Source organism: Streptosporangium sp. NPDC051022 (assembly GCF_040683035.1).
Classification (GTDB): domain Bacteria; phylum Actinomycetota; class Actinomycetes; order Streptosporangiales; family Streptosporangiaceae; genus Streptosporangium.
In genome coordinates this window covers 163,706-177,676 of record NZ_JBFBCF010000018.1, presented here as the reverse complement: position 1 = coordinate 177,676, position 13,971 = coordinate 163,706, and the positions used below count along the sequence as shown (strand labels likewise).

General features: G+C 70.7%; 13 protein-coding genes. 5 read left to right on the top strand and 8 right to left on the bottom strand.

Annotation, left to right across the window (positions count from 1 at the left end; all coding sequences use genetic code 11):
• Positions 1-5: 5 nt before the first annotated feature.
• From AB0N02_RS27395 to AB0N02_RS27385, 3 genes are all read left to right on the top strand, one after another.
• Positions 6-2,717: a DUF4118 domain-containing protein gene (locus AB0N02_RS27395; protein ID WP_363952095.1), complete on the top strand. Its 2,712-nt coding sequence runs from the start codon at positions 6-8 to the stop codon at positions 2,715-2,717.
• A complete protein-coding gene (locus tag AB0N02_RS27390) occupies positions 2,714-3,442 on the top strand; it encodes a response regulator (RefSeq protein ID WP_363952092.1) in 729 nt (242 codons plus the stop codon). Before AB0N02_RS27395 ends, AB0N02_RS27390 begins: the two co-directional genes overlap by 4 nt.
• Positions 3,443-3,536: 94 nt before the next feature.
• Complete coding sequence (locus tag AB0N02_RS27385) at positions 3,537-3,974, top strand: hypothetical protein (protein WP_363952089.1); 438 nt, start codon at positions 3,537-3,539, stop codon at positions 3,972-3,974.
• 233 nt (positions 3,975-4,207) lie between these two features.
• Here the strand turns inward: AB0N02_RS27385 and AB0N02_RS27380 are convergent, their stop codons facing one another.
• Entirely contained in the window at positions 4,208-5,329 is a 1,122-nt protein-coding gene (locus AB0N02_RS27380) for a cation diffusion facilitator family transporter (RefSeq protein WP_363952086.1), read from the bottom strand.
• 48 nt (positions 5,330-5,377) lie between these two features.
• On the opposite strand from AB0N02_RS27380, the gene AB0N02_RS27375 reads away from it, so the two are divergent.
• On the top strand, positions 5,378-5,737 hold the full coding sequence (locus tag AB0N02_RS27375; protein WP_363952084.1) for a metalloregulator ArsR/SmtB family transcription factor: 360 nt from the start codon (positions 5,378-5,380) through the stop codon (positions 5,735-5,737).
• A gap of 324 nt (positions 5,738-6,061) precedes the next feature.
• Here the strand turns inward: AB0N02_RS27375 and AB0N02_RS27370 are convergent, their stop codons facing one another.
• Positions 6,062-7,075, bottom strand: coding sequence for a CNNM domain-containing protein (locus AB0N02_RS27370; protein WP_363952082.1), 1,014 nt, complete (start codon positions 7,073-7,075; stop codon positions 6,062-6,064).
• Positions 7,072-8,451, bottom strand: a complete 1,380-nt coding sequence (locus AB0N02_RS27365) for a hemolysin family protein (RefSeq protein WP_363952079.1) — start codon at positions 8,449-8,451, stop codon at positions 7,072-7,074. Before AB0N02_RS27365 ends, AB0N02_RS27370 begins: the two co-directional genes overlap by 4 nt.
• 185 nt (positions 8,452-8,636) lie before the next feature.
• On the opposite strand from AB0N02_RS27365, the gene AB0N02_RS27360 reads away from it, so the two are divergent.
• The gene (locus AB0N02_RS27360) at positions 8,637-8,906 is read left to right on the top strand and encodes a GlsB/YeaQ/YmgE family stress response membrane protein (RefSeq protein WP_363952076.1); all 270 of its coding nucleotides are present in this window, start codon (positions 8,637-8,639) and stop codon (positions 8,904-8,906) included.
• Positions 8,907-9,059: 153 nt separating this feature from the next.
• Here the strand turns inward: AB0N02_RS27360 and AB0N02_RS27355 are convergent, their stop codons facing one another.
• The 5 genes from AB0N02_RS27355 to AB0N02_RS27335 all read right to left on the bottom strand — a co-directional run bounded on the left by AB0N02_RS27355 (position 9,060) and on the right by AB0N02_RS27335 (position 13,918).
• Positions 9,060-10,106 carry a sporulation protein gene (locus tag AB0N02_RS27355; protein ID WP_363952074.1) on the bottom strand — a complete coding sequence of 349 codons (1,047 nt, stop codon included), beginning with the start codon at positions 10,104-10,106 and terminating at the stop codon, positions 9,060-9,062.
• 154 nt (positions 10,107-10,260) lie between these two features.
• Complete coding sequence (locus AB0N02_RS27350; RefSeq protein WP_363952071.1) at positions 10,261-10,383, bottom strand: hypothetical protein; 123 nt, start codon at positions 10,381-10,383, stop codon at positions 10,261-10,263.
• A 15-nt stretch (positions 10,384-10,398) separates the two neighbouring features.
• Positions 10,399-10,923 carry a GNAT family protein gene (locus AB0N02_RS27345; RefSeq protein ID WP_363952069.1) on the bottom strand — a complete coding sequence of 175 codons (525 nt, stop codon included), beginning with the start codon at positions 10,921-10,923 and terminating at the stop codon, positions 10,399-10,401.
• 171 nt (positions 10,924-11,094) lie between these two features.
• Positions 11,095-12,570, bottom strand: a complete 1,476-nt coding sequence (gene hpnR / locus AB0N02_RS27340; RefSeq protein ID WP_363952067.1) for a hopanoid C-3 methylase HpnR — start codon at positions 12,568-12,570, stop codon at positions 11,095-11,097.
• 262 nt (positions 12,571-12,832) lie between these two features.
• A complete protein-coding gene (locus AB0N02_RS27335) occupies positions 12,833-13,918 on the bottom strand; it encodes a radical SAM protein (protein WP_363952065.1) in 1,086 nt (361 codons plus the stop codon).
• Between the last annotated feature and the right edge of the window lie 53 nt (positions 13,919-13,971).

Below are 13,971 nucleotides of genomic sequence, written 5' to 3'. Positions count from 1 at the left end.
CCGCCATGAGCACAGCGAGCACGACGGGCAGGGGCCGCGGGCGGCTGCGCGTATACCTGGGCGCGGCCCCGGGCGTCGGCAAGACCTACGCGATGCTCGGCGAGGGGCGGCGGCGCCTCGAACGCGGCACGGACGTGGTCGTCGGATTCGTGGAGACCCACGGCCGGCCCCGCACCGCCGCGCTGCTGGCGGACCTGGAGATCGTCCCCCGCAAGGCGATGATCCACCGGGAGAGCACCTTCACCGAGCTCGACACCGACGCGATCATCGCCCGCCGCCCCAGGGTGGCGCTGATCGACGAGCTGGCGCACACCAACGTGCCCGGCTCGCGCAACGCCAAGCGATGGCAGGACATCGAGGAGATCCTCGACGCCGGGATCGACGTCGTCTCCACCGTCAACGTCCAGCACCTGGAGTCGCTCAACGACGTCGTCCACGAGATCACCGGCGTCCCGCAGCGCGAGACCGTGCCCGACGAGGTGGTACGGCGTGCCGACCAGGTCGAGCTGGTCGACATGGCTCCGGAGGCGCTGCGCAGGAGGATGGCCCACGGCAACGTCTACCCCCCGGAGAAGGTGGACGCGGCGCTGTCGAACTACTTCCGGGTGGGCAACCTGACCGCCCTGCGCGAGCTGGCGCTGCTGTGGGTGGCGGGCAAGGTCGACGACCAGCTCGACCGCTACCGCGCCGAACACGGCATCGCCGGCACCTGGGAGGCGCGCGAGCGCGTGGTGGTCGCGCTGACCGGCGGCCCCGAGGGGGACACCCTGGTACGGCGGGCCGCCCGGATCGCCGCCCGGAGCAAGGGCGCCGACCTGCTGGCCCTGCACGTGACCCGCTCCGACGGTCTGACCGGGGCGGACCCGGCCAGCCTCGCCAGGCAGCGCGCCCTGGTGGAGGACATGGGCGGCACCTACCACCAGGTGGTGGGGGACGACGTGCCGCGCGCGCTGCTCGACTTCGCACGCGGGGTCAACGCCACCCAGCTGGTGCTCGGCGCGTCCCGGCGCGGCCGGTTCGCCCAGATCTTCTCCCGGGGCGTCGGGGTGACCACCACCGCGCTGTCCGGTTCGATCGACGTCCACATGATCACCCATGACGAGGCGAGGAAGGGTCGCGGCCACACGACGCCGCGGGCCGCGCTGACCCGCGCCCGCCGCGTCACCGGCTGGATCATCGCGGCGCTGGGGCTGCCCCTGCTGACGACGGCCCTCCACCTCGTCCGCGACGACGTCAACCTCCCGGTGGACATCCTGCTGTTCCTGCTGCTGGTGGTCGGGGTCGCCCTGGCCGGCGGAATGTGGCCCGCCGTCACAGCGGCCGTGGCCGGGTTCCTGCTGCTCAACTACTACTTCACCCCGCCGGTCGACCGGTTCACCATCGCCGACCCGGAGAACCTGTTCGCGCTGGCGGTCTACGTGCTGGTCGCCGTCATGGTGAGCGCGGTGGTCGACCTGGCCGCCCGCCGTACCCGGGAGGCCGCGCGGGCCCGGGCCGACGCCGAGGTGCTGTCCACGCTGGCCGGGCACGTGCTGCGCGGGGAGCACGCGCTGGCGTCCCTGCTGGGGCGGCTGCGGGAGACCTTCGGGCTGGGCTCGGTCACCCTGCTCGAACGGACCGGCGAGCCGGGTCCCGACGACCAGTCGGACCCGCAGTGCTGGCGGATCATCGCCACGGCGGGCGACACGCCCTGTACCTGCCCCGCGACGGCCGACACCGACGTGGTGATCGACGAGCGGCTGGTGCTCGCCGTACGGGGCAGGCTGCTGGAGGCGTCCGACCGCCGGGTGCTGGAGGCCTTCGCCGCCGAGGCCGCCGTCGCCCTGCGGCAGAACCGGCTGGAGGAGGAGGCCGGGCAGGCCAGGCCGCTGGCCGAGGCCGACAAGATGCGCACCGCGCTGCTCGCCGCCGTCAGCCACGACCTGCGCACCCCGCTCGCCTCGGCCAAGGCCGCGGTGGACAGCCTGCGCAACACCGACATCGACTGGTCCCCGGAGGACCGCGGCGAACTGCTGGCCACCGCCGACGAGTCCCTGACCAAGCTGGACCGCCTCGTCGCCAACCTGCTCGACATGAGCCGGCTGCAGGCGGGCGTTCTCGGCCTGGCCCTGCAGCCGACCGCGCTGGAGGAGGTCGTACCGCGGGCCGTCGACGACCTCGGGCCGCTGCGCGACCAGGTCGAGGGGGACGTCTCCGTCGAGCTGCCGGAGATCGTCGCCGATCCGGCCCTGCTGGAACGGATCCTGGTCAATCTCATCTCCAACGCCGTCCGCTACAGCCCGCCCGGCCGGAAGGTCCTCGTCACCGCCAGCCGGCACGGGGCCCACGTGGAGATCCGGGTCGTCGACCGGGGACCCGGCATCCCGTCCGAGGCGCACGACCGGGTCTTCCTGCCCTTCCAACGCCTCGGCGACCGCGACAACCACACCGGTGTCGGCCTCGGCCTCGCGCTCTCACGGGGACTCGCGGAGGCGATGGGCGGCACCCTGTCACCGGAAGAGACACCCGGGGGAGGTCTCACGATGATCCTGACACTGCCCGTCTCCACACGGCCTCAGGCCGTCTCCACCACCGCGCCCACCGTCGCGTCCACTGATGTGTCCACCACGGCACCCACCACCGCGTCCACCGCCGCGCCCACCACCGCGCCCGGCACCGTGAACGCCGTGGGGAACCCCGCGGGGAGCACCTTGGAGAGCGCCGTGGAGGAGGCATGACGCGCGTCCTCGTCGTCGACGACGAGCCCCAGATCCTGCGCGCGCTCAGGATCAACCTCCTCGCCCGGCGCTACGAGGTCGCGGTGGCCCCCGACGGGGCCGCGGCGCTGCGCCAGGCGGCGGACTGGCGTCCGGACCTGGTCGTCCTCGACCTCGGCCTGCCCGACATCGACGGGATCGACGTCATCCACGGGCTGCGCGGCTGGACCTCGATCCCCATCGTCGTGCTCTCGGGCCGCGCGAGCGGCGCGGACAAGGTGAACGCGCTCGACGCGGGCGCCGACGACTACGTCACCAAGCCCTTCGGCATCGACGAGCTGCTCGCCCGGATCCGCGCGGTGACCCGGCGAACGGCGTTCCACGCCGCCGAGCTCGCCCGGATCCGGATCGGCGACCACGTGATCGACCTGACCCGCAAGACCGTCTCCGGCGGAGTACGGCTCACGCCGACCGAATGGCAGCTGGTGGAGATCCTGCTGCGCAACCCCGGCAAGCTGATCAGCCAACGCCGGCTGCTGACCGAGATCTGGGGCACCGGATACGTCAAGGAGAGCCACTATCTGCGCCAGTACATGGCCCAGCTGCGCAAGAAGCTGGAGCGGGACCCCGCCCGCCCCGTTCACCTGCTGACCGAACCGGGCATGGGCTACCGCTTCCAGCCGCGAGAGAACGCGCCGGGGACCGATCGGTGGGCGGCGGCGTATGAGAAGGGTCAGGATTCGTAGGAGTGACATAGAAACTACGTATACAAATGATGAAAAATGCACTTTAAGGAGTTATATGGAGGAATAGAATTCTTTATCCGAAGGGGCGACTGCGATGCTCCACTCCGAACCGGTAGGTTTCCCGCTCTCCGACGGCTTCCTCGTCACCGTCGCCGCGACGGTGGTCGCCTCACTGCTCTTCGCTCCCGGTGATACGACCGCCCGCGTGGCCGTCATGATGATCGCCGTGTGCGTCCACGTCCTCCGCGAGCCCCGCCGCTCCGTCGCCCTGGCGACGGCCGTCATGGCCTGGCTGTTCACCACCGGCTTCCTGGTGAACACCTCGGCGGAGCTCACCTTCGGCGGGCACGACCTGACGCGCCTGGGCCTGCTGCTCCTCGTGGCGGCACTGGCCTGCGGCGTCCGGCGCCTCGGCCTCCTCCCCTCCGCCCCGTACCCCGTCCTGCGTTCCGTACCGTCTCCCCGCGACAGCGCGTCCCCCGTCCACCAGGAGCCGGCCGGCCTCACCCCTCCTCACCCCCGGCTCGGATGAACCGGTCGGCGTTTCCCGAAGCCGGGGCAAATAGCCGTAAACCATATTTATCGACCGAATACCACGTATAGGGCAATTGCAGCGGCATAAATCGTCATGGCGTGACAGGCGGTGACCAAGACGTGGACACACCGGTGCACGGCCCGAGCCCGGAGAGCGACGGGAGATCACAAGGAGAGATCACAAGGAGAGATCACAGGGGGAGGTCACAGGGGAGGTCACGGGGGGAGTCGCTATCGGTGGGTGACGAGAGCGGCGTGGTGGTCGACGCCCGCCGGGCCGTCGGGGTCGGCGTGCACGGTGGCGGCCCGCAGACGGGGCAGGTCGTGGATGAGCCGGTGCTCGGCCTCGACCGCGACGGCGTGCGCCTCGACGAGCGACAGTTCGTGGCTCACCGCGATGTCCACCTCCGCGCGCAGGGCGTGGCCGATCCAGCGCAGCCGTACCGATCCGACGCGCCGGACACCGGGAACCGACCGCAGGATGTGCTCGGCCCGCTCCACCAGGGCCGGGTCGACGGCGTCCATCAGCCGGTGGTAGATCTCCCGGGCGGCGTCGCGCAGCACGGAGCAGATCGCGACCGTGATCAGCAGGCCGACGATCGGATCGGCGATCGGAAAACCCAGCGCGGTGCCCCCGGCTCCGATCAGGACGGCCAGTGAGGTGAAACCGTCGGTACGGGCGTGCAGGCCGTCGGCCACCAGCGCCGCCGAGCCGATCTCGCGGCCCACCCTGATGCGGTAGCGGGCCACCCACTCGTTGCCGAGGAATCCCACCATGCCCGCGACCGCCACCCAGCCGAGCGCGTGGACGTCCTGGGGACTGATCAGCCGCCTGACGGCCTCGTAACCGGCCAGGGCGGCCGACCCGGCGATGATCACCACGATGGCGATCCCGGCGAGGTCTTCGGCGCGGCCGTAGCCGTAGGTGAAGCGGCGCGTGGCCACCCGGCGGCCGACCCAGAAGGCGATGGCCAGCGGTACGGCGGTCAGGGCGTCGGCGACGTTGTGCAGCGTGTCGCCCAGGAGCGCCACCGACCCGGAGAGGGCCGCGATCACCGCCTGCGCGGCGGCGGTGAACGCCAGCACGGCGAAGGAGACGGCCAGCACGCGCATGCCACGGCTGCTGGACTCCAGCGCCGCGTCGGTCTTGTCGGCGCTGTCGTGGCTGTGGGGGGTCAGCAGATGGCCCATCCGTACCGCGAACGCCCTGAACCGGCCACCGCCGCCCGGCTCGTGTCCGTGGCCATGCCCGTGGCCGTGTCCGTGTCCGTGATCATGGTCGTGGTCGTGGTCGTGGTCGCGCGGGGAGGGGACCCGGTGAGCCGAGGTCTCCGGATGAGGGTGGTCGGCCATGGCTTCCTCACTTGCGAACGATGACCTGTTCACGCAGTATATGTAGCCATGTACGCACGCGACAACGTATCAGGTGCGCATCAGACGCAGGAGCAACCGACCACCGCTCAGGTGGAGGCGGCGGTGGAGGCCTTCCGCATGCTCAGCGACGCCACCCGGCTGCGCCTGATGTGGTTGCTCGCCTCCGGTGAGTACGACGTCTCGTCACTCGCCGAGGCGATCGGAACCGCCCGCCCCTCGGTCTCGCAGCACCTGGCCAAGCTCCGCCTGGCCGGGCTGGTCCGTACCCGCAGGGACGGCCGCCGGGTCCTGTACCGGGCCCGGGACGCCCACGTCCGCGGGCTCATCGCCGAGGCCCTTTTCCACGCCGGCCACGAGGTGTCCGGCGCCCCCCGTCACGACGACTGACCCGGCGCGGCGGTGTTCCGCGCCCCGGCGGCGGCAGACGCGCGGGCCGGCACCCGCGCGAAACACCGGACGGGACGGCACGGTTTCGAGCGGTACACACTCCGGACACCGGATGCGTCGGGCAGAGTATGAAGGGGGCCGCGGTCGAGAGAGAGGACATTGTGGTTCTGCCTGGCGGGGGGCGTCTCCGACGGGGGCGAAACCGTTCTTCCGCTGTCGTGTTGTGGGTCCTGATGACGCTTCTCAACGTCTACGAGTTGCTGATGACCTTCTAAAGGTGCCGCCCCTTCTCGAAGGGGCGGCGCCACCGACCGGCCGCGGGTCCTAGGCGGGGACGAGCAGCGTGGTCAGCAGGTCGTCCAGGAAGACGACTCCCGCCAGGGCGCCGTCCGCGGTGTGGACGGTGGCCAGCTGGCTGTGGGCGGCGCGCAACGCGGAGACGGCGTCGGTGATCGAGGTGTCCGGGGACAGGCGGGGCATCCGGTGGGCCAGATCCCCTGCGGGCGTGTCCAGGCCGCGCCGACGGGCCAGATAGGCGTCACGGACGTGCAGGACCCCCACGGGGCGCTCGCCGTCCCACACCACCAGGCGGGTGCGCTTCGTGCGGGTGACGACGTCGATCACCCGCTGCGGCGAGGCCGTGGCGGGAACGCCGACGATGTCGGAGGGCGGGACGACGAGCGGGGTGATCTCGGCGTCCGGGGCGTGCAGCGCCTGGCTGAGGAGGGCGTGGTCGTCGGGTTCGATCAGGCCGAGCCTGCGGGATTCCTCCACCAGGTGCTGGAGCTGGGCGGGGGTGCGCGGGGCGGACGTCTCCTCGCGCGGCCGTACCCGCACCAGGCGCAGCAGCAGGTTGCTGACACCGTTGAGCACGGTCAGGAGCGGCCGGACGGCCATGGTGAAACCCCGGAACGGCAGGGCCAGGGCGGTGGCCGATCTCTCGGGGTGAGCGATCGCCCACGACTTCGGCGCCATCTCACCGACGACCATGTGCAGGAACGTCACGATGCCCAGCGCGATGACGAAGGCGACGACGTGCGCGACGGCCTGGGGCACCCCGACGGTGTGGAAGATCGGGGCCAGGGTGCCGACGATCAGCGGCTCGGAGACCACGCCCAGCCCGAGGGAGCACAGGGTGATGCCCAGCTGGGCACCGGCGAGCATGAGCGACAGCTCCCGGATGCCCTTGACGGCCGCGGCGGCTGCCCGGCTGCCATGGGCCGCGGCCTTCTCCAGCCGGTGGCGCTTGGCTGCGACCAGGGCGAACTCGGAGGCGACGAAGAAGCCGTTGCCGATCAGCAACAGGACGGTGAGCAGCAGGCCGAGGGACGGGTTCACGACGGACGCTCCTCGCTGTGTCCGCCGCTGTGCCCGGCGGCGCGGACGGGACTCAGCCGGACCCGTTCGGGGACGTGCCGGTCGAGGGCGAGTACCTCGATCTCGGCGTGGGCGGGAACGCTCTCGTCCGTGAGGGAGGCCATGGAGGGCACCAGATCGACGGTGACGGTGTCGCCGATCTCGGGGAAACGGCCCAGGCGGTGCAGCACCAGGCCGCCGACGGTGTCGTAGTCGTCCTCGTCCGGCAGCTCCAGGCCGGTGGCCAGGGCGATCTCGTCGACGCGCAGGCCCGCGTCGATCTCCCAGCCGTCACCGGCGCGCACGACGGCCGGAACGTCCAGGTCGTTCTCGTCGGCGATCTCGCCCACCAGTTCCTCTGCGACGTCCTCCCAGGTGACCAGCCCGGCCAGCCCGCCGTACTCGTCGAGGACGCAGGCCACCTCCTCACCGCAACCGTGCATCTGCGCCACCAGATCGGGCAGGACGGTCGAGAAGGGCACCACCAGCACCTGCCGCGCGACGTCGGCCGCCGTGGTGACGGCCGCCTCTCCGGCGGGGACGAGCACCAGCTCGCGCAGGCCGACGACGCCGATCACGTCGTCCAGGCCCTCGCCGAGCACCGGATAGTGCGTGTGGCCGTACCGGGCGATGATCTCGTCGATCTCCTCCACGGTGGCCGAGCCGCCGACGGCGACGACGTCGGCGCGCGGGACCATGACCTCCTCGGCGGTGTGGTCGGAGAAGGCCAGTGCCCGCTCCAGCAGGTCCGCCTGGTCGCCGGGCAGGTGCCCGTGGGCCTCGGACTCGCCGATGATGTGCCCGAGCTCCTCCAGGGTGGCGCCGTGGTGCAGCTCCTCGACCGGTTCGATGCCCACCGCGCGCACCAGCCGGTTGGCCGCGCCGTCGAACAGCCGGATGACGGGTCCGGCGATCGTCATGTAGACGAGGGTGGAGGAGGCCAGCGCCCGGGCCAGTGGCTCGGGCCTGGCCAGGGCGAGGTTCTTGGGGACCAGCTCGCCCAGCACCATCTGGATGACGGTGGCCAGGGCGAAGCCGAGCGCCAGGGCGAGGACGCCGACCACGCCACCGGCCAGTCCGGCCGCGCGCAGTGCCGGGGCGATCAGTTCAGCCAGGGCGGGCTTGGCGATGAAGCCGACGACCAGTGCGGTGACGGTGATGCCGAGCTGCGCACCCGAGAGCATGAACGACAGCCGCTCCATGACCCTGATCGCGCGGACGGCCTTCCTGTCGCCGTCGGCGGCCTGCTGCGACAGGGCGAGCCGGTCGGCGGTGACGTAGGCGAACTCCTGGGCGACGAAGTAGCCGGTGGCCAACGTCAGCACCAGTACGGCCAGCAGGCCGAGAGCGACGCTCACCTCGGTGCTCCGTCCTGTTGTCGGCGATTCCTCCCACGGCCCACCCTATGGCGGGAATCGGGGAACTCGCCCCGCTTGTCGCCCCAGGTCGGGAACCGCGACGGCCGGGCGTTCGTTGGACACGATGATCAGGTTCGCCGCCTCCCGCCTGTCCGGCCGGAGGCCACCTCGCAGGGGCGTGCGCCATGGCAGTAACCGGCATCATCTCCGCGCTCATCGTCGGCATCGTGATCGGAGCGCTCGGACGGCTCGTCATTCCGGGCCGCCAGAACATCCCGATCTGGCTCACCATCGTGATCGGCGTCGTCGCCGCGCTGATCGGCACGGCGATCGCGACCGTGCTGGGCGTCGCCAACACCGGCGGAATCGACTGGATCGAGCTGATCATCCAGATCGCCCTGGCGGCCGGAGGCGTCGCCCTGGTCACCGACCGGTACGGCAAGCGCCGCCGGTAGGGCGATTCCGACGCGGTCCTCGCTCCCCTCTCTCCGGGGCGAGGACCGCGTCATGTTCAGCCCCGTCCGGCGGGCCCGTACAACGACGGGACCGCCGGGACCGGGACACGGCAGAGGCACCGGGCGACGGGGGCGCCCGGGACGGGACCGGCGCTACCAGTCCCCGTCGCCCGCGCTCTCCTCGTCGTCGTCGAAGATCTCGTCGGCGATCTCGGCGGCGACGAAGCCGCCGACCAGACCGGCCGCACCGGCCGCGGCCACCCCGCCCCAGCCCGGGCCGCGCTGCTCGTGGTGACCACCGTGGCCGTAGGGGTCGTGGTGACCACCGTGGTGACCGCTGTGGTGACCGCCCTGGTGGCCGTAGGGGTCGTGGTGACCGCCGTGGGCGGCGTACGGGTCGTGACCGCCCCCGTGGAAACCGCCGTACCCCTGCTGGGCCAGGCCGGACAGCCACCCGTTGATCTCGGCGGCCCAGTCGCGGCGCAGCGCCTCGTGGTGGTCGGTCTGCCAGTGGCCGTAGACGTCCCCACCGGAGCTGTAGCCGCCGGAGCGCTTGTCGGCCTCCAGGATGATGTCCAGCCCGCCGGGGTTGGCGATGAAGGTCAGCTCGACCTCGTTGATCCGCCCGGAGTAGGCGGGCGGCGGATAGAACTCGATCTCCTGATAGAACGGCAGCTGCTGGTGAACGCCCCGGATGTGGCCCGTCTCCAGGTCGGCGCCCTTGAAGTGGAACCCGAGCTGGGAGAACGCCCGCAGTACGGCCTCCTGGGAGGCCAGCGGCTCGATCTCGACCGGGTCCATGTCGCCCTTGTCGACCGCCGCGGCGATGGCCAGCTCGGTGCGCACCCCCATGGCCATGCCGTGCAGGCGCTGACCGGCGACCTCGGTGACCGGCGCCTCCCACGGAACGGGGATCTGGAAGGGGATGACCCGGTCCTCGCCGCTGCGCAGCCGGAACGGCCCCGACACCGCGGCGTGGTGGAACTCCACCAGCCCGGCGTGCTCGCCGCCGCCGTGCTCGACCTCGGCCCGGGTGACCAGTCCCAGCGCGACGTGCTCGATGTCGGCGTCGAAGTCGCCGCCCTTGATGCGTACCTCACCGCGCAGTACCCCGCCCGGTTGCACACGTGGGGTGGCCAGAACCGTGTCCACCGAAGGACCTCCGACACCGAAGGCTCCCAGCATCCTTTTGAAGATCACGACTTCCTCTCCTGCCGACCGACGCCTGTGGGATGTGATCATCTGGCAAACGGCCGCGCGTCCGCCGAAGTTCCCGCCGCCCGTACCGAACCGGCAGGTGGAAGGCCCCACCCGCCAGGCCGGGCGGACTTCTCCGTCAGGGCCCCGGGGCCCGTCAGCGAAGATCGGTTTCGACCGCGCCGGGCAGGACGGCGTCGGTGATGACCAACTCGTCCCCCAGATTGAGGACAGGCAGATTGAGGACAGGTCGCCGCGGGATGTCAACGGCGGAGATCATGCCGGTGAGGGCCGCTCAGTGATCCGCCGGGGGCGGATCGTTCCGCAGTCTGCTGTACATCCAGCCGTCGCACCACTGACCGGCGCGGAACTCCATCGCGCGCAGGACGCCCTCCAGCGTGAAGCCGGCCTTCTCCAGCGACTTCTGTTCCGCGATGTTCTCCGGGTGGGTGGCCGCCTGGATGCGCTCGGCCGGGGTGTGGGTGAACAGGTAGTCGCACAGCATCGCCTGGGCACGCCAGCCGATGCCGCGCCCGCGCTGGTCCGGAAGCAGGACGATCCCTATCTCCCAGTATCGGGAGACCCCGAACCCTCGCGCCGACCAGGTCACGAAGCCCGCGGCCGTGCCGTCGACCTCGACGATGACCCTGCTGTCGTCTTCGCCAAGGTAGCCGTCGGCGGCGTAGCGCCGCGCCGGGGCCTGCGCATCGCGGAACCCCGTCCAGTCCAGCCCGATCAGTCCTGGCTCCGTGCTGAAACGCCGGAACATGATGAGATCGTCCTCTGTGACCGGTCTCAGCCGTACGTCAAGCGCGCTCATCGCGCCGCCTTCCTCGTGATGCGTTCGCCCGCCAAGATCGCTTCACCGGCCTGGACCCTACCTCACCGAATCTTGGCGTGGGGCACCGATCACCACCCGCACGAGGAGACCGCCGAGGAGGGCCGAGAGAGTGGTTTCCACGTGCCGCGGGTGGGGACCGGGGAGCGCGGTTCAGCGTGGCCGGTGGTGAATGTACAGTTCCCGCCGGTCGGCCGGCTGAAGGGCTCGCCGGTCGGGCACCGGCAGCTCATAGCGGACCTCGCGGAGGTGATCTCCGTACTGCCGGTCGGCGTTGTAGACCGAGTGGAACCTCCAGATCGCCCGGGCGAAATTGGTCTGCCCGCGCAGCAGGTGCCGGCCGATGATCCCCGCCGTCTTGGCCGCGGCCGCCACTCCGAGGTGCTTGCGGTTCATCACCGCCTGGGTCTTCACCAGTTCCCGGTAGAACTCCCGCAGCGGGAGCGTGGTGGGGACCACGGCGTGCTGGATGTCGAACAGGCGGTAGTCACGCGAGGTGAGTTTGCGTGATTCGGTGTGCCAGATCTCGGTCCCGGGATAAGGAGTCATGACGGTGAGATTGACGATCTCGGGCACCGAGAGCGCCCACTGGCGTACGAGCTGGAACCGCTTGGCGTCCCAGGCCGGGTCGACGATGAGGTTGATCGCGACGGTGAGCCCCATCTTGCGGGCGAGTTCGAGGGCTTTGATGTTCTGGTCGGGGTTGGTCCGCTTGCGGTACAGGTCCAGCCCCTCCTCGTCCAGTGCCTCCATGCCCAGGAACATGTAGTTCAGGCCAAGCCGCCGCCAGCGCCGGAACACCTCCGGGTGACGCAGCAGTACGTCGGCACGCGTCTCCAGGTAGTACTCCTTCTCCACCTTCCTCTTCTCCAGCTCCGCGGCGATCGCGTCACCGTGCTCGGGCCGGATGAAGGCGACGTCGTCGACGATGAACACCCCGGGCTCCCGGAGCGAGGCCACCTCCTCCGCCGCCGCCTCGGCGGACACCTTCCGATAGCTTCGGCCGTAGAAGGTCCAGGCACTGCAGAACGAGCAGTCCCACGGACATCCACGGGTGAACTCCACCGAAGCCGCGGGGTCGAGCATCCCGATGAAGTACTTGTCGCGGCGCCGGGTCAGGTCTCGTGCCGGGCGCGGCTCGTCCAGGTCGTCGAGCAGCAACGGCGGCTTGCGGCAGAAGCCGTCGGAGGTGACGACCCCCGGAACCTCGGTGAGCCCTCCGTCACGTACGGCGGCCAGCATCATCGGTGCCGCGACCTCACCCTCCCCGCGCAGGATCGCGTCGAGGGCACCTTCGGACTGCGCGACGACATGCGGCGCGATGAACGAGACACTGTGCCCACCGGCGAACACGAAACACCGCGGCAGCGAACGTTTGACGCACCTGGCCAGGTCCAGCACCTCCGGCACGTTCGGCAGGTAGTTCAGGCCGAACCCGACGGCTTCGGGCTCGAAGTCGAGAAGCTCCCGGCGCAGGTCACGATGCGAGAAGATCTGCAGGTCGAGCAGGCGCACCCGATGCCCCGCCGCACGCAGCGCACCCGCCACCCGCTCCAGGCCCAAAGGTTCCAGCCGAAGAAAGATCTCCGAGTACATCAACCCGCTGGGATGAACCAAAAGGACGCGCATCACACCTCCCGCTCGGCCGGACCCGGACCCAAGCCCCGCTACACAACACTCAGTTATCTACCCAATTCATTGTGTAATCGACGCTCGTCCCAGGAGGGCCCGCGCGCAGACGGCGAGGCCCGCGAGACGACCGGATGCACCAGGGCGACGGTTCCGCGTACACCGCGCAGCCGCTGTTCGAAGGAGTGGGTGGCGGCGTTCGGGAGGCGGAGCACGACGGCGCTCCCGCAGCCCCGAATCCTCCGTTATCTCCCGTGAGCAGCTATCTCCCGTGAGCAGCGCCGGGTGTGACGGTCTTCAGGGCGGGGGCCGGGACGGCAGGGTAGACGGGACGGCGGTCGATGCGCAAAAGGACCTCCTCCGATCCGAAGCGGCGGTCGATGCGCCGGGTCGCCTCGGCCCAGTCGGTCATCGACCGGACCGACGACAGAGCCTCGGCCACGAACGGGTCGCTCCAGCGCGCGACGGCGCGCCGCCACAGCACGGCGGGCTCCTCCGTCAGGAGGTTGCCCACGGTCCCCTCGTAGATGGGCATCGCGCGCACCTCCCCGTCGGGCTCGACCTGCATCAGGGGAGCCACAAAACCCTGCTCGACGAGGGCCGGACGCATCTGGAGGATGAAGTTGTCGGAGGTCGTCACCCGCACCGACGGCGGCGCCGCCGACACCAGGCGCTCGACGTGCTCGACATCGGTCAGCGCGCGGACCTGGTCGTTCGTGAGCAGCTCGCGCTCGGCGAACTCGGCCCGGCTGGCCAGCCCGGACGGTACGGCGGCGCTGAAGTTCAGGAACCGGACGTGCGGGAAACGGGGGAGGACGGCCGTGCAGAACTCCTCCGTCTGGTGGAGGTTGCTACGCACGACCGCGCAGTCGATCCCGAACTCCACGGGGTCGGCGCCCACTGCGGTACGCCGGCCGGAGATGTCGTCAAGGAGGGCCAGGGCGTTCATCGCCCGGTCGAAGGAGCCCGCCCGCCCCCGGATCCGGTCGTGGACGGCGGCGTCGGCCCCGTCGACGCTCACGGTGATCCGGGAGAACACCCGGGTGGCCTGCTCGGCCGTCCGCGCGGTGAGCGTCCACCCGCCGGTGTAGAGGTTCACCTGGATCCCCGCCCGCCCGATGTGCTCGGCGACGTCGAAGATCCCCCTGACCAGCAGCGGTTCACCACCGGCGAACTCCACCGCCTCCGGACGCAGGGAGACGATCGCGTCGGCGACCCGGAGCATCTCATCGTGGTTCAGCTGCCGGGCCGGGCGCCTGCCCGACTCCGAGTAGCAGTGCGTGCACCGCAGGGGGCAGGCGTAGGTGACGTCCCAGATGACGTCGGTGGGTCCGGAGAGAATGTTCATGTCAGGTTCCTTTCGTCGTTTTGGGCACGGCTCCGCCCGCCCCGGCGCCGCCG